The sequence below is a fragment of the Hyphomicrobium sp. D-2 genome (assembly GCF_029872155.1).
Classification (GTDB): domain Bacteria; phylum Pseudomonadota; class Alphaproteobacteria; order Rhizobiales; family Hyphomicrobiaceae; genus Hyphomicrobium_A.
The window spans coordinates 492,568-518,364 of record NZ_JARXLA010000008.1 but is presented as its reverse complement, the minus strand read 5'-3'; the positions used below and the strand labels follow the sequence as shown (position 1 = coordinate 518,364).

Sequence of the window (25,797 nt, the reverse complement as noted above, 5' to 3'; positions counted from 1 at the left end):
GACACGACAAGCAAACAGATTTAGCCGTTCCAAGCTTCGCCAGATGGAGCGGCATGCAAAAGGGAACGGGGCGCCTTGCGCAGGGACGTAGGCATCATTTCTCTGGCCGCACTGATAGTGTGGGGCTGCGCCGCGCCGGCAATGGCCGCGAGTGCGTCCGGATCATCGCTGCTATTCGACTTCGAAGACGGCCACGTTCTCTACGCTGAGGACATCGACCAGCCCTGGTATCCCGCTTCGCTCACCAAGATGATGACGGCCTATATGGCCTTCACTGCCATCAAGGAGGGCCGCGCCAAGAAAGACACCAAAGTCAAGATTTCGGCTGCCGCTCAAAAGATGCCGCCGACGCGACTGGGCATGAAAACCGGCAGTGAGATCACGCTGGACGATGCACTGCGCGCGCTTATGATGCGCTCCGCCAATGACGTTGCCGTTGCGATCGCAGAGACACTCGGCGGCGATGAGGCCTCGTTCGTCAAACAGATGAACCAGACCGCCGCGCGCCTGGGCATGACGCACACGCATTTCATCAACCCACACGGACTGCCCGCCGAAAAGCAGGTTTCCACCGCGCGTGACATGGGGCTGCTGTCGCAGGCGTTGCTGAAGGATTTTCCCGAAGAGGCGCCGCTCTACGCGCTGACATCGGCCACCATCGGCAAGATCACTATCGGCACCCACAACGCGCTGCTGACATCGTTCGATGGCGGTGACGGCATCAAGACCGGATACACCTGCGCGTCGGGATACAATCTCGCCGCCAGCGCCACGCGTGATGGCCGCCGCCTAATTGCCATCGTACTCGGCGCGCCAAGCAACAGCGCCCGCACGGCCCGTGCATCCGCATTGCTGGAAAGCGGCTTTCGCACGCACGAATGGAAAACTTCATTTCCGATCGCGCGGCTGCAGAATTATCCGCGTGAAGTTATCGGCACGCCCTATGAGCCGGATGAACTGATACTCGGCCGCTTCCGCGCCTGTTCGGCACCACCACCGCCGCCAAAACCGGAACCTGCAACTGCGAGTGCAGACAGCGCCACAAAGGCGGGCGGAACGGCGGCAGCGCCAGCGGCCAAGATCGAGAAAACGTCAGCGCAGAAATCTTCCTCCGCGAAGAAGGCATCGCGTAGCACCAGCAAAAAGAAGCGCCCGAAGCAGTAACGCTTCAGGGTTGCGTGCTACCGACCGGGAGCCTTGCGCACTCCCTCTGCCCGCACCGGCCAGAACACAGCGCCTAGCGCTATTAAGAGCGCTTGCTCTCAATTGCATCCCAGATCAGCGCCGCAATATCGGCACCGCCAAATTCCTTCACCTGCCGGATGCCCGTGGGCGACGTGACGTTGATCTCGGTGAGATATGGACCGATGACATCGATGCCGGTGAACAACAAACCACGCCGTTTCAGCTCCGGTCCTAGACGCGCGCAGATCTCCGCTTCGCGATCAGTGAGAACAGTTGGCTTCGCCGTGCCGCCGACATGCAGATTGGAGCGCGTTTCGTTGGCGGCAGGCACGCGGTTGATTGCACCGACAAATTCGCCGTCGACCAGAATGATGCGCTTGTCGCCCTCGCGCACTTCCGGCCGATACTGCTGCACCATGAACGGCTCGCGGAACACCGTCTGGAACAGCTCCACAAGCGAAGCAGCGTTGGTATCGTCGCGGCTGAGGCGGAAAATCGCGGCGCCGCCATTGCCGTACAGCGGCTTCAAGATCACGTCGCCCATCTCGCGCCGAAACGCCTGCACGTCTTCAAGCGAGCGCGTCACGATCGTGGGCGGCATGAGATCCAGAAAATCGAGCACGAAAATTTTCTCTGGCGCGTTGCGCACCTCGGCTGGATTATTCACCACCAGCGTATGGGGATGAATGCGCTCCAGCAGATGCGTCGTGGTGATGTACGCCATGTCGAACGGCGGATCCTGCCGCAGCAGCACCACATCCCAGTCGCGCAGATTTTCAACGCGCGGATTGGATAGCTCGTAGTGCGATCCAATCTTGTCTTCGACCTTCAGGGATTGTCCGCGCGCCAGCAGCTTATCGCCATGCAGCGACAGATTTTCCGGCGTATAATAGAACAGCTCATGCCCGCGCCGCTGCGCCTCCAGCAGAATGGCGAACGTTGAATCGCCGCGAATGTCGATGCGGTCGATCGGGTCCATCTGACAGGCAACACGCAGGCGCATGGTTCCAGCTCTTTTCTGGGCCAGCCCCGCTTGATTGCTGCGCGGCCGGATGGGGTTCAAACACAAAAATCGGCGCGCAACATAAACACGGATGCGCCCTGAGGAAGGTCAAAGACCATCGGGTATATGGCGCGGCCAGCGCCGTGGCACCAGAAGCACAAGATCAAATCGCTGCTCATGGTGATGATAGCGCGGCCGCCGTGCCAGCCAATAGTCAGCCGCGTTGCGGATACGTTGCGCCTGCCGCCCACCGAGTGCAGCCTCGGCTGCCTCCTGCGTCGGCCGGCGCTTTACTTCGACGAACGCCAGCAGATTGCCGCGCACGGCTATGATGTCTATTTCGCCCGCCCGCGTCTTCACATTGCGACCGATGATCCGGTAGCCCTTCGTCATCAGCGCCGCAGCCGCCAACAGCTCAGACCAGCGCCCACGCTGCAACCGCTTGCGCCTTTCATCGGCATTCGCTGGCGAAGCGTGCGGGCGCCGTGTCATCAGCTCTAGCTCTCCGCATCGTCCGCGCCGTCGTCACCGCCGTTCTGCCGCAGCTGCAAGCCCAGCTCATAGACGCGGTTTTTAGGCACATTCAACGCTTCCGAAACCGCCTTTGAGGCGTCTCGCAGGCTCATGTCCGCCAGCGCCCGCTGCAAATGAGCGACGACATCATCGTCGGTGGCTGCCGTTACCACAGGTGCGCCCACCAGAATAACGCACTCGCCCTTCACCGGCCGTTCCGCCAGCTCTGCCGCCAGCCCATCGAGCGTTCCGCGCAACACCTGCTCATGCAGCTTGGTCAGTTCGCGCGCCAACGCCGCCGGCCGAGGGCCTAGCACTGCGGCCAGATCTGCCATCGCTTCCGGTGCCCGCGTAGGCGACTCGAAGAAAACCAGCGTCGCCGGAACGCCAGCCAGCTCGCGGATGCGCGTCTGCCGCGCCGCCGACTTGGGCGGCAGGAACCCGGCAAACAGGAATGCATCGGTTGGCAGACCGGCAATCGTCAACGCAACCAGCGGCGCCGAAGCGCCCGGCAGCGCTTCAACGTGGTGCCCCGCATCGATGGCCTCGCGCATCAGCTTCCAGCCCGGATCGGAAATCAGCGGCGTGCCCGCATCCGAAATCAACGCTATGCGCTTGCCCTCCGCCAGGTCCGCCAGTACCCGCGGCCGCTCCCGCGCTGCGTTGTGCTCGTGATAGGGCCGCATCGGCGCGGTGATCGCGAAATGCGCCAGTAGCGTGCGGCTATGGCGCGTGTCTTCGCACAGGATGATGTCCGCGCGGGCCAATACTGCAAGCGCTCGCAGGGTGATGTCGCCCAGGTTGCCTATAGGCGTCGCCACCGCATAGAGCCCGGCGGGCAACGGCGGCGCGGTCTGGCGCGCCAGTTCTCCACCGGCTCGGGCCATCAAATGACTGAAATCGGTGGATGATTCGGCCATGGTAAAGGACACTTTCCTGGGGGTGGGGTCGAATGTTCACGATAGTGGCAGAGCGGCACTTCCCGCAGGCGAATCGAGCGGCTAACCAAAGACTTGTGAGTCGTTACACCCTTCCGCCCGCAGAAACCAACACGCGGCGTCGGAAGGCCTTAAGATGCGGGGCCACATCTGATGCGAAACAGCGTGCAGCGAGCAAGGCTGACAGGCCGCGGGGTTGCCTCTGCAGCACTGGGGATGCTTGCGGCCACTCTGTTCGCAGGCTGCTCCACCGGCGGCATGGGCGGCAGCGCAACGCCTTCGGCAGCGCTGGCACCACCGCCCGGCCTCAGCCAGGGCCAGATCCGTGCACCGGTAAAAATCGCTCTACTGCTGCCGCTGGCCGGCATGGGTGAAATGGCATCCACCGCAAAGGGGATGAAGCAGGGCGCTGAGATGGCGCTGTTTGAGCAGAACGACCCTAACGTCGAACTCATCACCAAGGACGACGGCGGCACGGCCGCTGGTGCGCGAGCCGCAGCCGACGCTGCAATCCGGGAAGGCGCCGAGATCATCATCGGGCCGCTGCTGGCCGACGCCGTGACCGGGGTCGCGCCCGCTGCTGCCAGCGCCAACGTGCCGGTTGTTTCCTTCTCCAATAATTCGCAGGTGGCCGGTCGCGGTGTTTATCTGCTGAGCTTCTTGGCGGAGCAGGAAACCGAACGCATCGTTTCGTACGCCGCTTCCAAGGGTAAGCGCCGCTTCGCCGCCCTCATTCCCAACAGCGCGTATGGCTCGGTTGTCGAAGAGGCGTTCCGGCGCTCGGTCCAGCGCAACGGCGGCGTCGTGGCTACGATTGAGCGTTATCCGCCGACGCCTAACGGCATGCTTGAACCCGCAAAGCGGCTGGTTGAGATCATCAAGGGCGCCGAAGCGCAAATGGCGCCGATCGATGCACTGTTCCTGCCTGCGGGGCAGGAGTCGCTGCCGCAGATCGGCCCCGTCATCGCCTATTCAGGCCTCGACACGCGCAAGGTCAAACTACTGGGCACCAGCGCCTGGGATTATCCCGCCATCAGCCGCGAGCAGGCGTTTATCGGCGGCTGGTATCCAAGCGCCGATCCGGCGGCATGGCGCGGCTTCTCGGAGCGTTTCGCCAAGACATTCGGCACCGCGCCGCCGCGCATGGCCTCAGCTGCCTATGACGCAATCGGCATTGCCATCGGGCTGGCCAGCAACGCACCGGGCGCACGCTATACGCAGGCCAATCTGACCCGCGCCAACGGTTTTGCAGGCGTCGATGGCATCGTGCGCTTCCGCCCCGATGGCATGAGCGAACGCGGACTGGCCGTGCTTGAGGTGCAGCAGTTCGGTGCGGCCGTTGTCGACACAGCGCCCGCCAGCTTCGAGGCAACGCGCGTTTCTACGGCCGATCAGATTGCCACCACCGGCTCCATTCCATCGCAGAACTGAGCCGTGAGCGCGGCAGCTAGCACTACGCTGCCGCAGATGCTCAGGCCGCCAGCGCCGTGGCGTGACGCGGATACCGCGAGCGCTGAGCTGCACCCTGTCGCTCAGCCTCCGCCAGCACAGCGCGCAGACCGGAAACATCGGTCGGCAGCGCCATCGCGGGCCGCAGATCATGCAGCAACTGCGTCAACGCATAGTCGACGGAATCAAGCTGCTGGGCGGCGGTCCGGTGCAGGCTTTTGATCCGCTCAAGCCGCTGCATCGCACTCCGGAGCACCGACGTGACACGGGTCCAATGGTCGGCGGCTGTGATGCGTACCGGTTCGACAACGGCGGGCAGTTCATCTCGTCGCGCGCGCGACGCGGTCGCTGCGTGCAACGGCAGCAGCGCAGCCAGACTGGCGACGGTGATTTTGGCCGGGGCAATAAGGCTTCGAAACATCGCGGTGCCTCTCAATCCGTGATTGATCAAGTTGCATACGCGCCACTAGCGGCAACAGCACACCTAAAGCATGCAAAGACTGAAACACCCAACATCGTGCCATTATTCGCTTTATTAGACAACGACTTCGACTGTTACGCTAACATTTGGCATCGCCTTTGGCCGAGTGGCGGCGCTAAGCCAATGTATTTTTTAGGCACAACGCTTAAGAAAGTACTTACCAAGGTATTTTTTGACGTGTTTAGCTTGGCTTAGGCCACTGTTTCTCAGATTTTACTGGAGCACTGGCTTACTCCCGCGTCGGGCGCCGTCAAAAGCCGCACAGCCGGCGCACGTCCGCAGCCGTCACGCCCTGCGCCCGCAACGCGGCGAGACCAATATCGCCCGCGCTCTTTGCCAGCTTGCGGCCTTCATCGTCCGTCAGCAGGCGATGGTGGTGATAGAGCGGTTCTGGCAACCCCAGCAGTACTTGCAGCAGCCGGTGCAGGCCCGTTGCGTGGAACAGATCCCGCCCACGCGTGACATGCGTAACGCCCTGCGCAGCGTCATCGACGACGACCGCCAGATGATAACTCGCCGGCACGTCCTTGCGCACGATGACGGCATCACCCCACGCCTCAGCGTTCGCCGGCAATACTGTACGCGTACCGCCCTTGCCCAACTCCGTGAATGTCAGCGGCGCACCGTTCAGCATTTCGAGCGCGCGAGCGACAGCCCGCTGCATATCGATCCGCAACGCGAACGGCTGCCCCGCCGCGATGCGCGCTTCAATATCGTCATGCGATAAATGGCGGTGCAGCCCTGGATATAGCGGAGCTCCATCTGGATCGGTTGCGTCGGGAACTGCGGCCGCATGTACTTCGGCGCGAGTAGCAAAGCAGGGGTAAAGCAAGCCTTCGGCGCGCAACTTTGCAGCAGCGGCAGCGTAAACATCAAACCGCTGCGATTGATGCATCACCGGTTGCTCCCACCCAATGCCGAGCCAAGCCAGATCAGCGAACACCTGCGCAACCAGCTCCGGTCTGCAGCGAACCACATCGATATCTTCGATGCGCACCAGAAAGCATCCATTGGCCCGACGAGCCAACTCAAAGCCGGTGAGCGCTGACAGCGCATGACCAAGATGCAGCGGCCCATTCGGACTTGGTGCGAAACGATATACGGCGCGGGATGGCATACAGGAAGCCAAGCTATTTTGATTGCGGTTAAACCATGCAGCACTGCTTATCGCGGCAACGACGCTGGAAACAACAGCGCGCACAAATCACGGCGTCACTGAAAGCAGCACCCCACCACGCCTAAGGTGCCCGTTTGCAAGTTACGGTCAGCGTGCCTAGGCTCAGGAAGTCATTATACCCCGCAGCGAAGCAGAGCGATGCCTGACCGCCGGACAGCCTCAATAATCATCGATGCGGAAACGATGCGAAAGGGCGTTCGATCCTTGCGCCGCAAGTGCCCGCATATCCGGCGCATCCACGATCTGACCGGCGATCCACCCCTACGGGACTATCGGCCCGGCTTCGCCGGCCTGACACGCATTGTCGTCGGTCAGCAGGTTTCACTGGCGGCGGCGCAAGCGATATGGGGTCGTCTCGAACTGGCGACCGCTCCGGCCGTGACGCCGCAGAACTTCCTGCTGTTGAGCGACAATGACCTGCGTCAGGTCGGGCTATCACGGGGCAAGGTCAAAACACTGCGCGGTATTGCAACCGCCATTGAAAACGGCTTCGACTTGGACGCTCTAGGCAGCCTACCCGAAGACGATCTGCTCACGACACTTACTGCCCTGCCGGGCGTCGGTCCGTGGTCTGCTGAGATCTACATGCTGTTCTGCCTGGGGCGTGCCGACGCTTTTGCCGCCGGTGATCTGGCCCTGCAGATATCCGCATGCGCCGCTCTGGGGCTCGAAAACCGTCCCAATCGGGACGAGTTACTCGCCATCGCGGAGCGCTGGAAACCATGGCGCGGCGTCGCAGCGCATCTTTTGTGGGCGTATTACAAGGTGGCCGACCGCGCCTTACTAGCGAAGAAACCCTCATGATTTCTGCGGCTTATCATTGTTCAAATCGCCGCTTGATCACACTTTCGGCAAGACCTTCACAGAGTTGATATGCATCGCTAGTATTCCGGCCGAACACGCGAGGAGAGACGATTCGAACTAACGCCGATAGGACATAACCACAGTGGATGCACACGCTGCCATTCCGGCCAGCTTTCCAGCATTGGTCCTAAACGCCGACTTCCGGCCCTTGAGCTACTATCCATTATCGCTCTGGAGCTGGCAGGAATCGGTGAAAGCGGTATTTCTTGATCGCGTCAATATCGTCTCCGAATACGACCGCTTCGTTCGCAGCCCCACCGCAGAGATCCGGCTGCCCAGCGTCGTTTCCCTCAAAACCTATGTGAAACCGGCGCTTTATCCCGCATTCACGCGGTTCAACGTGTTCCTGCGCGACCGCTTCAGTTGCCAGTATTGCGGCTCGCGCGATGATCTAACATTCGATCATCTCATTCCGCGCTCACGCGGCGGGTTGACCCGTTGGGATAACGTCGTCGCCGCCTGCGCGCCGTGCAATCTGCGCAAAAGCGATTCGATGCCGAAGGATATCGGTATGCTGCCACGCCAGTCGCCATATCGGCCGACGGTGTTTGAGCTTCACCGCAACGGCCGCCTGTTCCCGCCGAACTATCTGCATGAAAGCTGGCTAGACTATCTCTATTGGGATACCGAGCTGCTGCCGTAACAGGCGACCGGCATCACGATGCGCACGCGTCTAATTGGCTGCCAACAAAAAAGGCCCGGCGGAGAGAACCGCAGGGCCTTTATCGTTTCGGGGGGAAACGAATTCATTCGTGCGCGATGCAGCACATCAGCCGGATGCCGGTGCTGCGCTTTCCGCCGTTAGGCTGCGCGCTTCATCGGAGCTGCGCACAAGGATTCGGCAATCGCCTCAACCGCGCGGCTCCAGTCGTTCGCCGTTCGATCATCAGCATTGAGACCGAATGCAAGAAGCGCATCGGCAGGAGCGCCGCCATCACGGAAGAAGCGAGCGCATGACGTGCGCGCAACGCCCATCGCCTGATGCCACTGCAGAGGATTGATGTGCTGGATACTCATTTGACGTCTCCTCATTTACGCGCCCTTACATTGCCCCGGCGCTGAGGCGGAAAATTGGCGGCAAGCACACAGAGCAATGCGTCACGACGCGAAACCAGTTCATGTGACACGACTGCGGATTGGATACTCTCCTGCGCTCGATATGCTTGCCATCTCGTTTGAGGGGCTGCCCCCTCTGATCCGAGTACGCGGCGTGCTTACTTTGTTGACGCCGACGCTATTGGTCCGTCCGTCGAGGACGACGGGCTGCCGATAGCGACGAGAACATCGCCGATTACATCACCTAAAGAACGCCAATCAGACGACTGAACGACCACGCTACACCTCACTGTCTGACTTGAACTGACTACACTCAACGCAACCGCACTGAACTCATTGCCGCTCACCCGCTGGAGAGCATGACCACTCAAAGGAACGCACGAACTAAGCCTTTGAGTGGTCCGCCGCTATGTTGCACGCTCGATCAGGAGCGCACTGGGGGGATGGCAGAGACGCATTTTACGCAACGGGGACGCTACAAAACGCAACAGACGCAACGCTTACTTACGCAGTACTGAAATGGACTAACGGGACATTCGACGCGAACCGGATACTGAAACGCGGGGCACTGATTACGCTGGCACGCTACGCTTCACGAACAACGCGACTGAACTCGTTACACAACTCACGGGATGCGGGAGGTCCCAAATAGATTGACGCGAAACACCAACTGACGAAGCCGAGACGCAACTGGACGCTACATACGCAACACGACACGAACGCAACCAACTCAACTCAACTCAACTCAACTCAACTCAACTCAAGCTGACGCCACGCACACGCTGCCTTGCAACTCGCTCTCGCTACGCCGAGAAACTGTTGGGCTCTAAAGCCGCAAGACTTGCTGTTCGCTGGCTCAACTCAACTCGTCACCGCTGTGTTCCGCGAACGAGGAGTAATAGACCGTTACTTTTTGACCACGGAAAGGCAGCCGCGTGTCAGACCCACGGTATTTTGCTTGACAGTTGCTGAACGCAAAGAGATGCGACGCTCAAGCGTTTGTTCTGTGGATAACTTTCGAGTTTTTCCACAGGCGCGCACAATTATGCAGCGCGCGCTGCCCTGCGCATGGCGCTGAAACTCAGCCACATGATGAGGAGAGAACAAACAACGTTCCAGCCCGCGAACGAAACGCCGAGGAAACGCCACGCAGCTTCATCGCAACGGACGACGTGCGTTTGCTGCAGCGCTTCAAGCAGGTTGCCTGCGCTGGTCGTCAGCTCCTGCGAGCCGGTGCAGCCAGAGGGCCCTTCCCAGAAGCGCCATTCAACACCGGCGTGATACGCGGCCAGCCCCGCATTGCCGAGAAACGCCAATCCCACGAGGCCGAACAGCAGCGCGGCAACGGCGCGCTGGCCAGCGCTGTAAGCCACCAGCGCAAGAAACAGCGCCGGAACGCCAGCATAAAAAGCGTAGCGCTGCATGAGGCAGAGCTCGCACGGGGCATAGCCGCCGATGTGCTCATACGCCAACGCGATGAGAATAGCCGCTGCAGCGAACAGCAACGCCAGGGCGCCAGACTGATAGGCGGTGTTGCGGGCTGGATTTGATCCTGACAGCGGCATGGCGTGCTTGAGACCTCAATGACGTGAACCACAAAACGCGAAACTAAATGGCCTCTTCGACAAAGGGCCCGGCAATCCCGACTGTGTCAGCCCACAACGGGAGGCGCCGCACGGCGGAAATAGCCTAGAACAGATATTTAACAGCCACGAACCCGCTGACCAAGACCACGACAAACACCGTCGTTACCAGCGTCAGACGCTTTTCGATAAAGTGCTTGATGGGTTCGCCGAAGAAATAGAGCAGCGCAGCCACCAGATAGAAGCGCATCGCGCGCGCAACGATGCTGGCGCCGATAAACGCCATCAGATCCATGTGCGCGACACCCGCCGCGATGGTGACAACCTTGAACGGTATCGGCGTCGCGCCCTTGATGATGATCGCGGGCACGCCATACTGCTGCACGAACGCAATGAATGAATCGAGCGCGTGCTCCTTGCCGTAGAACGCCAGAATGGGCTTGCCGATTGCCTCAAACGCAAAATAGCCGATCGCGTATCCTAGCAGGCCGCCCAGCACCGACGTGACCGTGGCGATGGTGGCGTACCACCACGCCTTCGACCGGTTGGTGAGGATCATCGGAATGAGCATCACGTCCGGCGGAATTGGAAAGAACGAGCTTTCCATGAACGAAACCGTGCCCAGCGCTGCAGGTGCGCGCTTGCTGGCAGCCATCCGCATCATCCAGTCGTACATCTTTCGCATGGGGATCCGTTATTCAGCGGCGGGTGGGAACAGGCTTGCCGGGCGGAGGCCTGGATCGTTGGAAAAGCTCATCGCCAGTCGTAGCACGATTGCATTGAGAACGAAGCGACCGTCAGCCGATGCCCGGATGCGGCTGGCAGTGCCCGGAACGCGCTCAATCATGCCATCTGCAAGCAGCGCGCCGATGACGGCGGGAGCAGGGCGCGCCCCGGTACGCCGCCACAGGCTGTCGAGATCAATACCCTCAACCAGCCGCAGTCCCATCATCACCATTTCGTCAGCCTGCTCGGACGGTGAAAGCGGCGTTTCCTCGATGATGCCGTGGCCGTTCTTTTCAACGAGACTGGCCCAGGTTTCCGGATGGCGTTCCGTGCTGGTGCCGATGTGTCCGTTGCTGAGATGCAGCCGCCCATGCGCACCGGGACCGATCCCGGCATATTCGCCGTAGCGCCAGTAGAGCAGGTTGTGGCGGCTTTCTTCGCCAGGCGCTGCGTGATTGGAAATTTCGTAGGTCGGCAACCCGACTGCCGCCGTCAGCTCCTGCGTGATGGCATAGAGCTCCGCAGCGGCATCGCCATCCGGCACCGTCAGCTTGCCGGCCGCGTACAGCTTGGCGAACGGCGTGTCGGGCTCAATCGTGAGCTGATAGAGCGACAGATGCCCGCCTGCGATGGACAGCGCCTCGCGCAGCTCTTCGCGCCATTGCTCGGGCTGCTGCTTCGGGCGTGCATAGATGAGATCGAACGAGAAGCGATCGAACGTGGAGCGGGCAATCTCGATCGCGCGCTTTGCCTCCGCCACAGAATGGATACGGCCGAGCGAACGCAGAATGTCGTCGTGCAGTGACTGCACGCCGAGCGACGCGCGATTGACGCCGGCGGTGCGAAAGCCGCGAAAGCGATCCGCCTCGACGCTGCCGGGATTGGCTTCCAGCGTTATCTCCGCATCGGCGTCCACGCTCCACAGCGCGGCGATGCGATCGAGGATGGCCGCAACCGTTTCCGGCTGCATCAGCGATGGCGTGCCGCCGCCAAAGAATATACTCGACACCCGGCGCGGACCGATGCGCTGCGCGGTGACATCGAGCTCGCGCAGAAAGGCGGCGCGGAAGCGCGCTTCATCGATGCCGCCGAAGCGCACGTGGCTGTTGAAGTCGCAATAAGGGCACTTCTGGGCGCAGAACGGCCAGTGCACATAAACGCCGAACGCAACTTCGTCAGCCGGCGTCGTCAAGGACAGCCCGCTTGAAGTGGTCGAACGCACGGGTTCGGTGCGAGATCGCATATTTGCTGGCCGGCTCCATTTCGCCGAACGTTTGCGCGTGGCCCTCGGCGACGAACATCGGATCATAGCCGAAACCGTTGCCACCGCGGGGCGGCCAGACGATATCGCCATCGACCCGGCCCTTGAAGAACTGCACCTCTCCATCGGGCCATGCCAAGCACAACACCGAGATAAAGTTAGCCTTCAGCGGCTCGCCCTGCCAGTTCTGGCGCTCCACCAGCTCGCGGTTAACCCGCTCCATGGCGAGGGAAAAGTCGCGATCAGGCCCGGCCCAGTCAGCGGTATAGACGCCCGGAGCGCCATCCAGCGCGTCAATTTCAATGCCGCTATCATCGGCCAACGCGGGCAGATTGGCACCCTTGGCCGCAAACACCGCCTTGAGGCTGGCGTTGCCCTCGAACGTCGTTTCGGTTTCGACCGGCTCTTCAAGCCCCAGATCGCCAGCGGAAACGGCAGCGAGACCATAGGGCTCCAGCAGCTTGTTGATCTCCCAGACCTTGCCGGGATTGTGAGTCGCGACGACGAGACGATCGCCGCGCTTCAGACGTCGGGTCATTGCTTGCTCCAGATGCGCGGCTCTGCGAATTCGAGGCAGTTGCCAGCGGGGTCGCGGAAATAGATGGAACGGCCACCGCCCGGCCATTCGAAATCAGCTTCGATGGCGATGCCGCTTGCTTCGAGGTGCTTGCGCCAATCGGTGATTTCGTCGCCCGATGCCGCAAAACAGACATGCCCCTCGCCATCAGCGCCATGCGGCGGCACGGGCAGCGGCGCATCCTCTTCCGGGGCGCGGCTGGTGGCGATGGGATTGAAGATCAACAGCACCTGATCGCCAAGACGATAGAACACCTGGCGCCCGGCCTCTTTGGCAAACGGCTCCAGCTCCAGCACGCGGCGGTAGAATTCTTCTATGGCCTCAAGATCGCGGGCATAGAGCACAGTTTCCAGGATGGCAGCGGGACGCATTTGGTCAGACCCGGCGGTTAGCGTTTCTAGTGTCTGCTCTCAAGCAGCGCATGAGCGGCAGCAAAAACCCGTCAGACTGCATATCAGCATTCAGGTTGTCGCCACACACTCGATACACCGGATTGTCAGGAGACGGTTAGCTTCTGCAATGCGACCAGCTCGCCGATGCCCTTGCGCGCCAGCGCCATCATCTGGTCGAAGCTTTCCTGGCTGAACGCAACCGTTTCTGCGGTGCCCTGCACTTCAACGATGCCACCCGCTCCCGTCATGACGAAATTGGAGTCAGCGTCGGCCGAGGAATCCTCAGCGTAATCCAGATCGAGAACCGGCGTACCGCGATAGATACCGCAGCTAACGGCCGCAACGTGATCGCGCAGCACGTCATCCTTCACCATGTCGCGCAGCTTCATCCACTGGATGCAGTCATACAGAGCAACCCAGGCACCGGTGATGGCCGCGGTGCGGGTGCCGCCATCGGCCTGGATCACGTCGCAGTCGACGGTAATCTGCCGCTCGCCCAGTTTGTTGAGATCAACGATGGCGCGCAGCGACCGCCCGATGAGACGCTGGATTTCCTGCGTGCGGCCGGAAGGATGCCCGACAGTAACTTCGCGCCGCATGCGATCGGTTGTCGAACGCGGCAGCATGCCGTATTCGGCCGTCACCCAGCCACGCCCCTGCCCCTTGAGCCACGGTGGAACGCGCTCCTCAAGACTAGCCGTGCACAGCACATGCGTATCTCCGAACTTGATAAGGCACGAACCTTCAGCGTGCCGGGAGACCGCACGTTCAATTGAAACGCGGCGTAGTTCGTCGGGATTGCGTTTAGAAGGGCGCATGGGCAGGCATACCGGAGTTGTTGCAGGAAATTTGGCCGAACCTACGGGAGGGGCCGCCCGGCATCAACCAAAACCGCCACAGCGTTTGACGAAGGCCATGCAGCGTCCGTAATCTTCACAACCTTCAGGTTGAGGTTCGACCCCGAACGATGAACGAAAACACCAGCGGACTGACGCGACTGAACGAACGCTCCCGCACTATTCTCCGGCAGATCGTCGAATCCTATCTGGAGACCGGCGAACCGGTTGGCTCGCGCAATCTGTCGCGCGTGCTGCCGATGGCGCTTTCGCCGGCGTCCATCCGCAACGTGATGTCGGATCTGGAGCAGCTCGGGCTCATCGTTGCGCCGCACACTTCAGCCGGTCGCCTGCCAACACAGCTTGGCCTGCGGCTTTTCGTCGATGGCCTGCTGGAGGTCGGCGATCTCGATACGCGCGAACGCCGCCAGATCGAAGCGCACATCGCGGGCCGCCAGGCGACGACGGTGGACGACGTGCTGCGCGATGTCGGCGAAATGATCTCCGGGCTTTCCCATTGCGCTGGCGTTGTATTGGCCGACAAGCAGGTCACGCGGCTGAAGCACATTGAATTTGTGCTGCTGGAGCCCGGCAAGGCGCTGGTGGTACTGGTTGACGAGGATCAGACAGTTGAAAACCGCATCGTCGATCTGCCGAAGGGCATGCCGCCCTCAGCATTGGCCGAGGCGGCAAATTATCTCAACGCGCACGTGCGCGGCCTGACAATGTCGGAAGCGCGTGCGCGTATTGAGCAGCAGCTCCAATCATCACGCGCCGAGCTGGATGAGCTGACCAAGCGTTTCATTCAGTCCGGACTGGCTGAATGGTCGGGCACCATCGACGACCGCAAAAGCCTGATTGTCCGCGGTCAGGCCAATCTGCTGAAGGATGTGAACGCGCAGGACGATCTGGAGCGCATCCGTCACCTGTTCGACGATCTGGAGCGCAAGCGCGACCTTGTGCAGCTGTTGGGGCTGTCTGAAAGCGCCGATGGCGTGCGCATTTTCATCGGCTCGGAGAACAAGCTGTTCTCGCTTTCCGGCTCGTCGCTGATTGTCGCGCCGTTCCAGGATGAGCGCAGGAAAGTGGTCGGCGTGCTGGGCGTTATCGGTCCAACACGAATCAATTACGCGCGAATAATTCCTATGGTGGACTACACCGCCAAGCTCGTTAGCCGACTGTTGACTTGATTTTTGCCATACATCGCCTGATATCGGGCCCGCATTCTTAAGGTGCTTCCCCGATAAAGAAGCACGTCGCGGAGAGATCATGGCTGAAGACGAAAACAAGCCCGAACCGAACGCACGCCCCGAGAACGAGGCTGCGCGCCCTTCTGGCAACGGAGAAGCGTCGGGAACCGTGGTTGAGCTTGAAGCTCGCATTTCCGACCTGACCGACCGCCTGCTGCGGGCCCATGCCGAAATGGACAACCTGCGCAAGCGCACCGAGCGCGACAAGGAAGATACGGCGAAGTATGCCATCTCCAAATTCGCGCGTGATCTGCTGTCGATCGGCGACAATCTGCAGCGCGCAACTTCCGCCGTGCCCGCTGGTGCCGCTGACGCCGATCCGGCATTGAAGGCGCTGATGGAAGGCGTTTCGATGACCGAGCGCGAGTTCCTCAACGTACTGGAACGCAACGGCGTTCGCCGCATTGATCCGGAAGGCGAGCCGTTCAATCCGCACCAGCATCAGGCAATGGCCGAGATCGAGCAGCCTGATGTTGCATCTGGAACCGTCGTTCAGGTGTATCAGCCCGGTTACCTGATTGAAGATCGCGTTTTGCGCCCGGCGATGGTTGTTGTTTCCAAGGGCGGCCAGCGCAAACAGGATGCACAGCCTGGAAATGGTTCCCCAGCGGCCGGCTAACGGCGGCTCACAAATGTTTCCGCAGCCGCGTATGAAAGATCACTTCGCGGCGGCGAATGTAGGCGGCTTAGGGCCGAAAATTACGCAACGGGCACAAACCGAGCCCGTTGCGTGCACAGAAAGCCATCTTATATAAGCCGCGTTTACCGTTTGGATGCTCCATAGGGGATCGCACCGGCGCGCTGTATCGCGCTGCGGTTATTCCGGACGCCAGGACAACCAGGGTCCGGACGGTCTGCCGCAGAAGGATGAGGATTAGCACCATGGCAAAAGTTATCGGCATCGACCTCGGAACCACCAACTCGTGTGTGGCGGTGATGGAGGGCGGCAAGCCGCGTGTATTGGAAAACGCCGAGGGCGCGAACACGACGCCTTCCGTTGTGGCGTTCGCCGCCGATGACGAAAAGCTCGTCGGCCTGCCTGCCAAGCGTCAGGCTGTTACCAACCCGATCAACACCTTCTTCGCGATCAAGCGCCTCATCGGCCGTCGCTACGACGATCCCACCGTCGAGAAGGACAAGAATCTCGTCCCGTACAAGATCGTCAAGGGTCCGAACGGCGACGCCTGGGTTGAAGCCCACGGCAAGGATTATTCTCCGCAGCAGATCTCCGCTTTCATCCTGCAGAAGATGAAGGAAACCGCCGAGGCAAAGCTTGGCGAGAAGATCACGCAGGCGGTGATCACCGTTCCCGCTACTTCAACGACGCCCAGCGCCAGGCCACCAAGGATGCTGGCCGCATCGCTGGCCTTGAAGTGCTCCGCATCATCAACGAGCCGACGGCAGCTGCACTCGCCTACGGTCTCGACAAGAAGAAAGATTCCCAGACCATCGCTGTGTACGACCTCGGCGGCGGTACGTTCGATATCTCCATTCTTGAAATCGGCGACGGCGTCTTCGAAGTGAAGTCGACGAACGGTGACACGTTCCTCGGCGGTGAAGACTTCGACATGAAGCTGGTCGAATACCTCGCCGACGAGTTCAAGAAGGAGCAGGGCATCGACCTGCGCAACGACAAGCTTGCTCTGCAGCGCCTGAAGGAAGCTGCGGAAAAGGCGAAGATCGAGCTGTCGAGCGCCACGCAGACTGAAATCAACCTGCCGTTCATCACCGCTGACGCTTCCGGTCCGAAGCATCTGACGATGAAGCTCACCCGCGCCAAGCTGGAGAGCTCTGGTTGACGACCTCGATCACCGCGCACGCGTCGGACCGTGCGAAAAGGCACTGAAGGACGCTGGCCTCAAGGCTGCCGACATCGACGAAGTGGTTCTCGTCGGTGGCATGACGCGCATGCCGAAGGTGCAGGAAATCGTAAAGCAGATCTTCGGCAAGGAACCGCACAAGGGCGTCAACCCGGACGAAGTCGTCGCCATCGGCGCCGCTATCCAGGCCGGCGTTCTGCAGGGTGACGTGAAGGACGTTCTGCTGCTCGACGTGACCCCGCTTTCGCTGGGTATCGAGACGCTGGGCGGCGTGTTCACGCGTCTGATCGAGCGTAACACCACCATTCCTACCAAGAAGAGCCAGACCTTCTCGACCGCCGAGGACAATCAGAACGCGGTAACGATCCGCGTCAGCCAGGGTGAGCGCGAGATGGCAGCGGACAACAAGCTGCTGGGTCAGTTCGATCTCGTCGGCATCCCGCCTGCACCGCGCGGCGTTCCGCAGGTTGAGGTGACGTTCGACATCGACGCCAACGGCATCGTGCACGTTTCCGCCAAGGACAAGGCGACGGCCAAGGAACAGTCGATCCGCATCCAGGCTTCTGGCGGTCTCAGCGACTCCGAGATCGACAAGATGGTCAAGGATGCTGAATCGCACGCTGCCGAAGACAAGAAGAAGCGCGAGCTGATCGAAGCCAAGAACCAGGCCGAAGCCCTGATTCACAGCACCGAAAAGCAGCTTTCCGAGAACGGGTCGAACGCTGGCGTCGCCGCCGTGAAGTCCGACGTCGAGAAGGCAATCGCCGACCTCAAGGAAGCCATCTCGGCCGATGACGCAGAGCGCGTACAGGCCGGAACGACTGCCCTGGCGCAGGTTGCGATGAAGATTGGCGAGGCTATCTATGCCGCCCAGCAGGGCAGCGGCGATGGTGACGACGCCGACAGTGGCGCTTCGGCCGACGACAATGTCGTCGACGCCGACTTCGAGGAAGTAAAGGACGACAAGAAGAAGTCGGCCTGATCTGACAGGGTGTGGTTCCGCCGCACCAAACCACTACCGAGCCCGGCCTTAGTGCCGGGCTCTTGTTTTCAACCCACGAAAAGGCGCAGCAGCAGCGCGCAGGAACGCCTCAGTAGCGTGGCAAATCAGCCATCCAACGCTATAAGAGCAATCGCTTTTCCTGTGTGGCTCCCTGCACCTTGCGGCGATACCACAGCCTCTCCACATTAGCTTTCGTTGTCGGCGCGCACTTTCCCCGCGCCGAAAACAACGCTATTTCCCTAGAAATGGGGTATCAGCCTTGCACCAATCCGAAGGATCCGCGCTGAACATGTCCAAGCGCGACTATTATGAAACGCTCGGGCTTTCCCGGGGGGCCAGCGAGCAGGAGCTGAAATCCGCTTTCCGCCGCCTCGCCAAGGAATTCCATCCCGATCGCAATCCCGGCGACACTTCGGCCGAGGTCCGCTTCAAGGAACTCAACGAAGCTTATGAGGTCCTTAAGGACCCGCAGAAGCGCGCCGCCTACGATCAATTCGGCCATGCGGCATTTGAGCATGGCGGCGGCGGTCGAGGCTTCGGCCCGGATTTCGCCTCCTCGATGTCGGACATCTTCGACGATCTGTTCGGCGAATTCATGGGTGGCCGGCGCGGCGGCCAGCGTGCCGGCGGGGGGCGCTCAGCCCGCGAGCGTGGCGCTGACCTGCGCTACAATCTGGAAATCACCCTCTCGGACGCATACGTCGGCAAGGCTGCCCAGATCCGGGTCCCGACTTCCATCGCCTGCGAAACCTGCGCCGGCACCGGCGCCAAGGCGGGCACCAAGCCCTCGCAATGCCCAACCTGCGCCGGTTATGGCAAAGTCCGCGCCAGCCAGGGCTTCTTCACCATCGAACGCACCTGCCCCAACTGTCAGGGCCGCGGCGAGATCATCGAAGACCCGTGCGCCTCATGCCACGGTGCGGGCCGCATCACCAAGGAGCGTACGCTCTCGGTCAACATTCCGCCCGGCGTTGAGGATGGCACGCGCATCCGTCTGGCTGGCGAAGGCGAAGCGGGCCTGCGTGGCGGACCGGCGGGCGACCTCTACATCTTCCTCTCGCTCAAGCCGCACGAGTTCTTCCAGCGCGACGGCGCCGACATCTTCTGCAAGGTGCCGATTGCCATGACGACAGCGGCGCTCGGCGGCAATATCGAAGTGCCGACCGTTGAAGGCGGCGCGACGCGCATCAAGATCCCCGAGGGCTCGGAAAGCGGCAAGCAGTTCCGCCTCAAGGGCAAGGGCATGCCGGTGCTGCGCTCGAAAGTGCATGGCGACATGTACATCCAGGTTGAGGTGGAAACGCCCAAGAGCCTCACCAAGCGCCAGCGCGAACTGCTGGAAGAGTTCGAGCAGGAAAGCCATAAGGAAACGAGCCCGGAGTGCGCCGGCTTCTTTGCCCGCGTGAAGGACTTCTTCGAAGGCAAGGGAAGCTGAGGCTGCGATGGGCGACACGGTGAAGATGCTGTTCTTCGCGGGGTCGGCGCGCGCCGGCTCCTATAACAAGCAGCTTGCTCGGCTTGGCGCCTTAATCGCCGAAGCCAACGGCATTGAGGCAACCTTCGCCGACCTCGAAGATTATCCGATGCCGCTCTACAACGGCGATGATGAAGCCATCGCCGGAGCGCCTGAAAATGCGGTGCAGTTCAAGAACCTGATGGCCGAGCACGATGCCATTTTTATCGCCTGCCCGGAATACAACGCTTCAATCACCGCGCTGCTGAAGAACACGCTCGATTGGGTCAGCCGGGTGAACGCGCCTGAGCCCAGCGGCAAGCAGGTGTTCAAGACACGGGTGTTCGCGCTTGGCGCGGCTTCGCCCGGCGGCATGGGTGGCCTGCGGGGCCTTACCGACGTGCGCCACGTGCTGGAGCTTGGCCTTGGCGCGCTGGTGCTGCCGGATCAGTTCGCACTGCCCCGCACTGCGGAGGCCTTCGACACCGACGGCCACCTGAAGAACAAAGACAGCCAGGAAATGCTGAAGGCGCTGATCCAACGTGCGGCCCACACCGCGCGCGTGCTACGCGGCGCCTAGCTAGATAAGGCGAGGTGCAGCGCCTACTTATCGCTGCACCCAACTCTACTCTCAAACTTAGGCCGCTGCGTGCCAAGCTTCCACAAAACCATGGTGGTCAACCAACAGCGAAGTCCACGCGGCGTCTCTTGCCTCCGCCACTAGCAGAAGGTCTTCAGAGCCGAGAATGACTTTGAGCTGATCACGAAGCTGCGCTGCACTCCCCCAGTAGGAAACCCACCATACTGATTCCAAGAGCCGACCGCTTCGCGATGCAACGAATCTCACATGTTCATCCATTTCTTCATGAGATGGAGAACTGCCATTGAGATCGTAGCTAACGATGAAATTTGCCATTATGGCATCCTCATGATGCCGGGCAGGGCTTGACAGCATCCCCAAAACGGACTCATTGTCCGCTGGTGATCACACGCCGCCCTACCCGGCGGTTTATTTCAGCCCCATCCGTTCACGAGGCGGATGGGGTTTCCCTTTGTGCCGAACGAGTCGGCACTCGCCATAGTCGAGTGCCAATGCATGTTCGTCAATTGTGCTCATATCAATTTTTCCCGAGTCCGTTGCACAATGTGCTCTAATCGCCACAACCGTGGGACGATACAGTCCCGCTTGGGTTGAGTGAAATCCTCTATCGCGTGTAGCCTTGCCAAAATTCGCGCGAGGGATCTGGAAATGGCAGCGGCGCAGGCACGCAGGTTCTGGCAATGCTCATACCTCGCCGTCACGGCAGCCCTTTCGGTTGCAGCCGCGTCTCCGGCCCGGGCCGACTCAACCCAGACTGACCCATGGAACGGCTTCTATGTCGGTGCCTTCGCCGGCGGCGCATGGGGCAGCGGCGACACCACGACGGACGTCGGCGAGGTGAATGCCACGTCGTTCTTCACCAGCGACGAGAACATCGCCTCCATCGAACAAAACGCCTCGGGTAAGGCGCGCTCTGGCTCGTTCACCGGCGGCGTGCAATTGGGCGCCAACCAGCGCTTCAATCAGTTTCTGATTGGCGCGGAAGTAGACTTCGGCGCCTTCGATCTGAACGGCGGACGGGGCGCCGTTGACGTTCCCTACCCAACTTTCCCGGGCCCCGCGTATACGGTCAAAGCCTCCTATTCCACCGACTGGCTGCTGACCGCCCGCGGGCGTCTCGGCTGGCTCGCCACGCCTGATATGCTGCTTTATTTCACCAGCGGCCTCGCACTCAGCGACGTAAAAGCCTCAAACGAATTCTTCGACAGATTAGTCGCTCTTGGCCCTCAGAGAGCGACGCAGGGCGCGAGTTCTCGCACCCGCACCAAAGCCGGCTACACCCTTGGCGGCGGCATCGAAGCCAATCTCGGCGGGCCATGGTCCATCAAGGCCGAATATCTCTATGTCGATCTCGGCAAGGTAACGACCAAGGGCATCGTTGTTCCACAGGCAGGTCCCGAACGCAGCCCGCTGAATACCTCCGTTGATGTGACCGCGAACATCGCGCGCGTGGGCATCAACTACAGTTTCAGCGATTGACAGCAGGCTTAATGCGTTCGGGCATCGGCCACCCGTGGCCTGGGAGGACGCGCCTGCCCCTTGCACTCACCGCCCTCGTGCTGCATGGCTAACTGCATTCTGGATCCTTTCAGCGTTTCGCTGGATCGCGGAAAGGCTCTAGACATTTGTTTTTCGTGCTTCTTGTCGGAAAATAGGTTCCCACTTTTCCGCAAAGTACTCCAGCCAACAGCCGCCTTGAAAGCCATGACGACTGCCGCCAAAAACCGTTTAATCGTCGCCCTCGACATGCCAACGATCGAGGAAGCCCGGCGCCTGATCGCCACCCTGGGCGACAGCGTCACCTTCTACAAAGTAGGACTGGAGCTGCTGTTCGCGGGCGGCCTCGATCTGGCGCAGGCGCTGAAGGCCGACGGGAAGCACGTTTTCCTGGATATGAAGTTTCTCGACATCGGCAACACAGTCGAGCGCGCGGTCGCTAATGTCACCGAGCTGGGCCTCGACATGCTGACCGTGCATGGCCACGACCTGAAAACGATGCGCGCCGCGGTTTCCGGGCGCGGCGATAGTAAACTGAAGCTGCTGGCGGTGACGGTGCTGACCAATCTCACCGCCGATGATCTGGCCGAGCAGGGCACATCTCTGGCCCCGGCCGATCTTGTTCTGCGCCGGGCGCTGCTGGCGCAGGAAGCCGGCTTCGATGGCGTCATCGCATCCGGGCAGGAGGCTGCACGCATCCGCGAGGCAACCGGCCCCGACTTCCTGATCGTCACGCCTGGCATCCGTCTGACCGGCAGCTCGACCGACGATCAGCAGCGCATCACCACGCCGGACAATGCCATCAGAGCGGGCGCCAGCCACCTCGTTGTGGGGCGGCCGATCACGCAAGCCGACGCCCCGCGCCTGGCCGCCGAGACGTTCTGCAACCACATCCGCGAAGCTCAGGCTTCGATTTAACAAACCATCGCATCAATCTGAAAAATAACGGAGAACTTAGATGGCCAAGGGCTATGTGATCGTGCGCGCAGAAGTGACCAATCCGGACAAGTGGGCCGAATACGTCGCCAAGTCGAAGGTCGCTCTCGATAAGTTCGCCGGCAAGCCGGTCGTGCGTGGCGGTCAGGCCAAGATCATCGAAGGTGATGGCCTTGCCCGCAACGTTGTCATCGAGTTCGACAGCTACGACACCGCCCTCGCCTATGCTTCCTCGCCGGAATATGCCGAGGCCCGTAAGCTGCGCGAAGGCGCTGGCACGCTGCACATGGTTGTGGTGGAGGGCGTCTGACGCCTGACGTCTCCGGAGCTTGGGGCCTGACGCCCAAGTCTGGCACCCGTTGCCGCCTCGCAGCATCGGTTTAACGCCGCCCTTGAGCCAGCCTCGGGGCGGCGTTTCTGTCTGGCGAACCTGGCATTCATCGACGGCCAGCCGGGGCGAAGGGTGACAGCAGGGCGCGCACGGCCATATAAGCCGGGTATGGCGGGAACTGGCCCGCATAACGAGTTGGCGGCGATGGCGCATTTTCCTGAGAAGACCGATCATCCGGCGTGGCGCGCTACGGTGCTGACCCTGTTTCCGGAAATGTTTCCCGGTCCGCTCGGCCTGTCCCTCAGCGGTCAGGCACTGGAAGCCGGGCTCTGGTCTCTCAACACTGTATTTATTCGCGAATTCGGCCTCGGGCGGCATCGCGCCGTCGATGACAGCCCGGCCGGTGGCGGCGCCGGCATGGTGATGCGCGCCGACGTTCTGGCCGCCGCCATCGATCACGCCCGCACAACCGAACCCGACACGCCGCTGATCTATATGTCGCCCCGGGGCGAGCCGCTTTCGCAGGCGCTGGCAGCGGAGCTGGCCGCTGGCCCCGGCGTCATGCTGCTGGCAGGCCGCTTTGAGGGCGTCGATGAGCGCGTGATCGCCGGACGCCAGATGCGCGAGGTCTCCATCGGCGATTATGTGCTGTCCGGCGGCGAACTGGCGGCGATGGTGCTGATGGATGCCTGTGTGCGCCTGCTGCCCGGCGTGATGGGCACCAGCGCTTCCTTGAGCGAAGAAAGTTTTGAAAACGGGCTGCTGGAATATCCGCAGTACACCAAACCCCGCGAGTGGGAAGGCCGCGCCATACCGGACATTCTGCTGTCGGGCGACCATGCCAAGGTCGCCAAATGGCGCCGCGAGCAGGCCGAGCGCATCACCGCGGAGCGACGTCCGGACCTCATCGGCGGCAAGGGTTAAGCAGCGCTTTCCGGTTGCGCTGCGGGCACTATTTCCAGCAATATGGGGCTGAAACACGCGGTTCATGCGGACTGTGCGGGGTTCCGCATCAGGCGGCTTCTCCGGTTTTTCGTGTTGCATCGGTGCCCCGCGACAACTCGCGGCTCGATTTGATGCGACGGCGGCGACAAATCGCCTCCAACCATATCGACAACCCATCGCAATTCGTCTATGAACCGGCCCAAATTCCCTAATGATGCCGTTTAGGGGTGCCGGCCAGTCCGCCGAGCCTCAACGGCCTGTTGCTCCAGTTTTTCACGGTCAGGTGCCCTATGAACGTCATCCAAGAGATCGAGCGCGAGCAGATCAGCGCTGTAATCGCAAAGCGCCCCGTTCCCGAATTCGGTCCCGGAGACACCGTCAAGGTGATGGTGAAGGTGATCGAGGGCGCCAACACCCGTACGCAGGCCTATGAAGGCGTCGTGATCAGCCGCTCCGGCGGTGGCATCAACGAGAGCTTCACTGTCCGCAAGATCTCCTATGGTGAGGGCGTGGAGCGCGTGTTCCCGATCTACTCGCCGTACATCGCCGAGATCGAGGTTATCCGCCGCGGTAAGGTTCGCCGCGCCAAGCTTTACTATCTCCGTGGCCGTCGCGGTAAGGCAGCCCGTATTCCGGAGCGTTCAGACGCCCGCGCCCGCCGCCTCAACGCTGCCTGGAAGGGCTTCAAGAAGCAGAAGGGCGAGCCTGAGGATCTGACGCAGATCAAGGGCATCGACGCCAATCTGGCTGCTGCTCTGCGCCACCTCAACGCTATCAAGCTTGAGCAGATCGCCAACCTCTCGGACGATGACATCGCACACATCGACGAGACGCTGAAGCTGGACGGCCGCATCGAGAAGGACGACTGGGTCGGCCAGGCTCGTACGCTGATCGCTGAAGCCGCTGTGGCTGAAGTTCCGGCCGAAGAAGCTCAGGGCTAAGCCTTTAGCTGAACGGCCATCCCGGCCGGCATCAAGAATTCAAAACGGCGTGCCTCGCGGTGCGCCGTTTTTTGCTTTTTGGCGCGGCTGCCCTTACTTTATTTGCAGCATCCCGCTCCTCCACCCGCTCAAGGCTCCAGGACCAGACCATGTCGAACGTTGAAGTCGGACGCGTGTCCGCCCGCAGTGAGAAGATAAAGCTGCATGGGCCCGAAGCATTTGCCGGCATGCACAAAGCCGGACGGCTGGCGGCGGAAGCACTGGACATGCTGACCGAGCACGTGAAGCCCGGCGTGACCACCGAAGAGCTGGACGAGCGGGTGCTGAAGTTCGCGCTCGATCACAATGCCTACCCGGCGCCTCTGAACTATCGCGGCTTCCCCAAGGCCATCTGCACGTCTATCAACCACGTCGTCTGCCATGGCATTCCGGGGCCCAAGCCGCTGCGCGAAGGCGAGATCCTCAACATCGACGTGACGCTGATTGTCGATGGCTGGCATGGCGACACCTCGCGCATGTATGCGGTGGGCAAAATCTCGCGCAAGGCAGAGCGCCTCATCGCCATCACCTATGAAGCGCTGAAGCGTGGCATCGATGCCGTGCGCCCCGGCGCCACCACGGGCGACATTGGCGCGGCGATCCAGCCCTATGCGGAAGGCGAGCGCTGCTCCGTCGTGCGCGATTTCTGCGGCCACGGCCTCGGGCAAGTGTTCCACGACCGCCCCAACATCCTGCACTACGGCGAGCCGGGCGAAGGCGTGGTGCTGGAGCCGGGAATGATCTTCACCATCGAGCCGATGATCAATCTCGGCCGCCCGCACGTGAAGGTTTTGAACGACGGCTGGACCGCTGTGACGCGCGACCGCGAGCTGTCAGCCCAGTTCGAGCACAGCATCGGCGTGACGGAGACGGGCTGCGAAGTGTTCACCCATTCGCCCGCCGGGCTGGAATTCCCGAAGTTCGAACAGTAACGCATGGC

Annotated in this window: 27 protein-coding genes and 1 pseudogene; 15 read left to right on the top strand and 13 right to left on the bottom strand. The window is 61.3% G+C overall.

All coding sequences use genetic code 11. From position 1 onward, the window contains the following. Positions 1–75: 75 nt before the first annotated feature. The gene (locus tag QEZ49_RS14910; protein ID WP_280388117.1) at positions 76–1,164 is read left to right on the top strand and encodes a D-alanyl-D-alanine carboxypeptidase family protein; all 1,089 of its coding nucleotides are present in this window, start codon (positions 76–78) and stop codon (positions 1,162–1,164) included. A gap of 82 nt (positions 1,165–1,246) precedes the next feature. Here QEZ49_RS14910 and gshB read toward each other — a convergent pair whose 3' ends face one another. From gshB to rsmI, 3 genes are all read right to left on the bottom strand, one after another. After that, complete coding sequence (gshB, locus tag QEZ49_RS14905) at positions 1,247–2,188, bottom strand: glutathione synthase (protein WP_280388115.1); 942 nt, start codon at positions 2,186–2,188, stop codon at positions 1,247–1,249. 108 nt (positions 2,189–2,296) lie between these two features. Beyond that, positions 2,297–2,680 carry a YraN family protein gene (locus QEZ49_RS14900; protein WP_280388113.1) on the bottom strand — a complete coding sequence of 128 codons (384 nt, stop codon included), beginning with the start codon at positions 2,678–2,680 and terminating at the stop codon, positions 2,297–2,299. 5 nt (positions 2,681–2,685) lie between these two features. Beyond that, positions 2,686–3,621, bottom strand: coding sequence for a 16S rRNA (cytidine(1402)-2'-O)-methyltransferase (gene rsmI / locus QEZ49_RS14895; RefSeq protein WP_280388111.1), 936 nt, complete (start codon positions 3,619–3,621; stop codon positions 2,686–2,688). A gap of 234 nt (positions 3,622–3,855) precedes the next feature. Here rsmI and QEZ49_RS14890 point away from each other — a divergent pair, with 234 nt between their 5' ends. Continuing rightward, positions 3,856–5,070, top strand: a complete 1,215-nt coding sequence (locus QEZ49_RS14890) for a penicillin-binding protein activator (protein ID WP_280388109.1) — start codon at positions 3,856–3,858, stop codon at positions 5,068–5,070. Between the two features lie 40 nt (positions 5,071–5,110). Here the strand turns inward: QEZ49_RS14890 and QEZ49_RS14885 are convergent, their stop codons facing one another. Both QEZ49_RS14885 and gluQRS read right to left on the bottom strand, forming a co-directional pair. Then, positions 5,111–5,509: a hypothetical protein gene (locus QEZ49_RS14885; protein WP_280388108.1), complete on the bottom strand. Its 399-nt coding sequence runs from the start codon at positions 5,507–5,509 to the stop codon at positions 5,111–5,113. A 310-nt stretch (positions 5,510–5,819) separates the two neighbouring features. Beyond that, positions 5,820–6,686, bottom strand: coding sequence for a tRNA glutamyl-Q(34) synthetase GluQRS (gluQRS, locus tag QEZ49_RS14880; RefSeq protein WP_280388106.1), 867 nt, complete (start codon positions 6,684–6,686; stop codon positions 5,820–5,822). A gap of 264 nt (positions 6,687–6,950) precedes the next feature. On the opposite strand from gluQRS, the gene QEZ49_RS14875 reads away from it, so the two are divergent. Both QEZ49_RS14875 and QEZ49_RS14870 read left to right on the top strand, forming a co-directional pair. Further along, complete coding sequence (locus QEZ49_RS14875) at positions 6,951–7,550, top strand: DNA-3-methyladenine glycosylase 2 family protein (RefSeq protein WP_280388105.1); 600 nt, start codon at positions 6,951–6,953, stop codon at positions 7,548–7,550. A 142-nt stretch (positions 7,551–7,692) separates the two neighbouring features. Further along, positions 7,693–8,253, top strand: a complete 561-nt coding sequence (locus tag QEZ49_RS14870) for an HNH endonuclease (protein WP_173952771.1) — start codon at positions 7,693–7,695, stop codon at positions 8,251–8,253. Positions 8,254–8,411: 158 nt separating this feature from the next. Here the strand turns inward: QEZ49_RS14870 and QEZ49_RS14865 are convergent, their stop codons facing one another. The 7 genes from QEZ49_RS14865 to rph form a co-directional block, all read right to left on the bottom strand. Next, the gene (locus QEZ49_RS14865) at positions 8,412–8,627 is read right to left on the bottom strand and encodes a hypothetical protein (protein ID WP_068462825.1); all 216 of its coding nucleotides are present in this window, start codon (positions 8,625–8,627) and stop codon (positions 8,412–8,414) included. 1,082 nt (positions 8,628–9,709) lie between these two features. Next, the gene (locus QEZ49_RS14860; RefSeq protein WP_280388101.1) at positions 9,710–10,231 is read right to left on the bottom strand and encodes a disulfide bond formation protein B; all 522 of its coding nucleotides are present in this window, start codon (positions 10,229–10,231) and stop codon (positions 9,710–9,712) included. Positions 10,232–10,355: 124 nt separating this feature from the next. After that, complete coding sequence (locus QEZ49_RS14855) at positions 10,356–10,913, bottom strand: YqaA family protein (RefSeq protein ID WP_083509750.1); 558 nt, start codon at positions 10,911–10,913, stop codon at positions 10,356–10,358. A gap of 30 nt (positions 10,914–10,943) precedes the next feature. Next, positions 10,944–12,167 (bottom strand): radical SAM family heme chaperone HemW, encoded by a 1,224-nt coding sequence (gene hemW, locus QEZ49_RS14850; RefSeq protein ID WP_280388099.1) that lies wholly within the window; start codon positions 12,165–12,167, stop codon positions 10,944–10,946. Then, complete coding sequence (gene rdgB, locus QEZ49_RS14845; protein ID WP_280388097.1) at positions 12,151–12,774, bottom strand: RdgB/HAM1 family non-canonical purine NTP pyrophosphatase; 624 nt, start codon at positions 12,772–12,774, stop codon at positions 12,151–12,153. The genes hemW and rdgB overlap by 17 nt, the downstream gene beginning before the upstream one ends. After that, a complete protein-coding gene (locus QEZ49_RS14840; protein WP_280388095.1) occupies positions 12,771–13,184 on the bottom strand; it encodes a VOC family protein in 414 nt (137 codons plus the stop codon). Before QEZ49_RS14840 ends, rdgB begins: the two co-directional genes overlap by 4 nt. Positions 13,185–13,309: 125 nt before the next feature. After that, positions 13,310–14,023, bottom strand: coding sequence for a ribonuclease PH (rph, locus tag QEZ49_RS14835; RefSeq protein ID WP_280388093.1), 714 nt, complete (start codon positions 14,021–14,023; stop codon positions 13,310–13,312). A gap of 149 nt (positions 14,024–14,172) precedes the next feature. On the opposite strand from rph, the gene hrcA reads away from it, so the two are divergent. The 5 genes and pseudogenes from hrcA to QEZ49_RS14810 all read left to right on the top strand — a co-directional run bounded on the left by hrcA (position 14,173) and on the right by QEZ49_RS14810 (position 20,147). Further along, positions 14,173–15,231, top strand: a complete 1,059-nt coding sequence (gene hrcA, locus QEZ49_RS14830) for a heat-inducible transcriptional repressor HrcA (RefSeq protein WP_280388090.1) — start codon at positions 14,173–14,175, stop codon at positions 15,229–15,231. Positions 15,232–15,307: 76 nt separating this feature from the next. Then, on the top strand, positions 15,308–15,910 hold the full coding sequence (gene grpE, locus QEZ49_RS14825; protein WP_280388568.1) for a nucleotide exchange factor GrpE: 603 nt from the start codon (positions 15,308–15,310) through the stop codon (positions 15,908–15,910). A gap of 263 nt (positions 15,911–16,173) precedes the next feature. Then, positions 16,174–18,093, top strand: a pseudogene (gene dnaK / locus QEZ49_RS14820) (molecular chaperone DnaK). Between the two features lie 310 nt (positions 18,094–18,403). Then, positions 18,404–19,549 (top strand): molecular chaperone DnaJ, encoded by a 1,146-nt coding sequence (gene dnaJ / locus QEZ49_RS14815; RefSeq protein WP_280388088.1) that lies wholly within the window; start codon positions 18,404–18,406, stop codon positions 19,547–19,549. 7 nt (positions 19,550–19,556) lie between these two features. Then, the gene (locus QEZ49_RS14810) at positions 19,557–20,147 is read left to right on the top strand and encodes an NAD(P)H-dependent oxidoreductase (protein ID WP_280388087.1); all 591 of its coding nucleotides are present in this window, start codon (positions 19,557–19,559) and stop codon (positions 20,145–20,147) included. A gap of 57 nt (positions 20,148–20,204) precedes the next feature. On the opposite strand, the gene QEZ49_RS14805 is transcribed toward QEZ49_RS14810, so the two are convergent. Continuing rightward, on the bottom strand, positions 20,205–20,483 hold the full coding sequence (locus QEZ49_RS14805; RefSeq protein WP_280388085.1) for a hypothetical protein: 279 nt from the start codon (positions 20,481–20,483) through the stop codon (positions 20,205–20,207). Between the two features lie 333 nt (positions 20,484–20,816). Here QEZ49_RS14805 and QEZ49_RS14800 point away from each other — a divergent pair, with 333 nt between their 5' ends. The 6 genes from QEZ49_RS14800 (at position 20,817) to map (ending at position 25,789) form a co-directional block, all read left to right on the top strand. Beyond that, positions 20,817–21,647: an outer membrane beta-barrel protein gene (locus QEZ49_RS14800; protein ID WP_280388083.1), complete on the top strand. Its 831-nt coding sequence runs from the start codon at positions 20,817–20,819 to the stop codon at positions 21,645–21,647. 225 nt (positions 21,648–21,872) lie between these two features. Next, positions 21,873–22,583, top strand: a complete 711-nt coding sequence (gene pyrF, locus QEZ49_RS14795) for an orotidine-5'-phosphate decarboxylase (RefSeq protein WP_280388081.1) — start codon at positions 21,873–21,875, stop codon at positions 22,581–22,583. A 40-nt stretch (positions 22,584–22,623) separates the two neighbouring features. Continuing rightward, positions 22,624–22,911: a DUF1330 domain-containing protein gene (locus QEZ49_RS14790; protein WP_280388079.1), complete on the top strand. Its 288-nt coding sequence runs from the start codon at positions 22,624–22,626 to the stop codon at positions 22,909–22,911. Between the two features lie 225 nt (positions 22,912–23,136). Continuing rightward, complete coding sequence (gene trmD, locus QEZ49_RS14785) at positions 23,137–23,856, top strand: tRNA (guanosine(37)-N1)-methyltransferase TrmD (RefSeq protein WP_280388567.1); 720 nt, start codon at positions 23,137–23,139, stop codon at positions 23,854–23,856. Positions 23,857–24,167: 311 nt separating this feature from the next. Beyond that, positions 24,168–24,818, top strand: coding sequence for a 50S ribosomal protein L19 (gene rplS, locus QEZ49_RS14780; RefSeq protein WP_068462850.1), 651 nt, complete (start codon positions 24,168–24,170; stop codon positions 24,816–24,818). 149 nt (positions 24,819–24,967) lie between these two features. Then, positions 24,968–25,789: a type I methionyl aminopeptidase gene (gene map / locus QEZ49_RS14775; RefSeq protein ID WP_280388075.1), complete on the top strand. Its 822-nt coding sequence runs from the start codon at positions 24,968–24,970 to the stop codon at positions 25,787–25,789. The last annotated feature ends 8 nt before the right edge of the window (positions 25,790–25,797 follow it).

Bases quoted from the DNA above. Each gene is read 5' to 3' on its own strand.
- gshB (WP_280388115.1), bottom strand. From the start codon at position 2,188: ATGCGCCTGCGTGTTGCCTGTCAGATGGACCCGATCGACCGCATCGAC.
- QEZ49_RS14900 (WP_280388113.1), bottom strand. From the start codon at position 2,680: ATGACACGGCGCCCGCACGCTTCGCCAGCGAATGCCGATGAAAGGCGC.
- rsmI (WP_280388111.1), bottom strand. From the start codon at position 3,621: ATGGCCGAATCATCCACCGATTTCAGTCATTTGATGGCCCGAGCCGGT.
- QEZ49_RS14890 (WP_280388109.1), top strand. From the start codon at position 3,856: ATGCTTGCGGCCACTCTGTTCGCAGGCTGCTCCACCGGCGGCATGGGC.
- QEZ49_RS14885 (WP_280388108.1), bottom strand. From the start codon at position 5,509: ATGTTTCGAAGCCTTATTGCCCCGGCCAAAATCACCGTCGCCAGTCTG.
- gluQRS (WP_280388106.1), bottom strand. From the start codon at position 6,686: ATGCCATCCCGCGCCGTATATCGTTTCGCACCAAGTCCGAATGGGCCG.
- QEZ49_RS14865 (WP_068462825.1), bottom strand. From the start codon at position 8,627: ATGAGTATCCAGCACATCAATCCTCTGCAGTGGCATCAGGCGATGGGC.
- QEZ49_RS14860 (WP_280388101.1), bottom strand. From the start codon at position 10,231: ATGCCGCTGTCAGGATCAAATCCAGCCCGCAACACCGCCTATCAGTCT.
- QEZ49_RS14855 (WP_083509750.1), bottom strand. From the start codon at position 10,913: ATGATGCGGATGGCTGCCAGCAAGCGCGCACCTGCAGCGCTGGGCACG.
- rdgB (WP_280388097.1), bottom strand. From the start codon at position 12,774: ATGACCCGACGTCTGAAGCGCGGCGATCGTCTCGTCGTCGCGACTCAC.
- QEZ49_RS14840 (WP_280388095.1), bottom strand. From the start codon at position 13,184: ATGCGTCCCGCTGCCATCCTGGAAACTGTGCTCTATGCCCGCGATCTT.
- rph (WP_280388093.1), bottom strand. From the start codon at position 14,023: ATGCGCCCTTCTAAACGCAATCCCGACGAACTACGCCGCGTTTCAATT.
- hrcA (WP_280388090.1), top strand. From the start codon at position 14,173: ATGAACGAAAACACCAGCGGACTGACGCGACTGAACGAACGCTCCCGC.
- dnaJ (WP_280388088.1), top strand. From the start codon at position 18,404: ATGTCCAAGCGCGACTATTATGAAACGCTCGGGCTTTCCCGGGGGGCC.
- QEZ49_RS14810 (WP_280388087.1), top strand. From the start codon at position 19,557: ATGGGCGACACGGTGAAGATGCTGTTCTTCGCGGGGTCGGCGCGCGCC.
- QEZ49_RS14805 (WP_280388085.1), bottom strand. From the start codon at position 20,483: ATGGCAAATTTCATCGTTAGCTACGATCTCAATGGCAGTTCTCCATCT.
- QEZ49_RS14800 (WP_280388083.1), top strand. From the start codon at position 20,817: ATGGCAGCGGCGCAGGCACGCAGGTTCTGGCAATGCTCATACCTCGCC.
- pyrF (WP_280388081.1), top strand. From the start codon at position 21,873: ATGACGACTGCCGCCAAAAACCGTTTAATCGTCGCCCTCGACATGCCA.
- QEZ49_RS14790 (WP_280388079.1), top strand. From the start codon at position 22,624: ATGGCCAAGGGCTATGTGATCGTGCGCGCAGAAGTGACCAATCCGGAC.
- trmD (WP_280388567.1), top strand. From the start codon at position 23,137: ATGGCGCATTTTCCTGAGAAGACCGATCATCCGGCGTGGCGCGCTACG.
- rplS (WP_068462850.1), top strand. From the start codon at position 24,168: ATGAACGTCATCCAAGAGATCGAGCGCGAGCAGATCAGCGCTGTAATC.
- map (WP_280388075.1), top strand. From the start codon at position 24,968: ATGTCGAACGTTGAAGTCGGACGCGTGTCCGCCCGCAGTGAGAAGATA.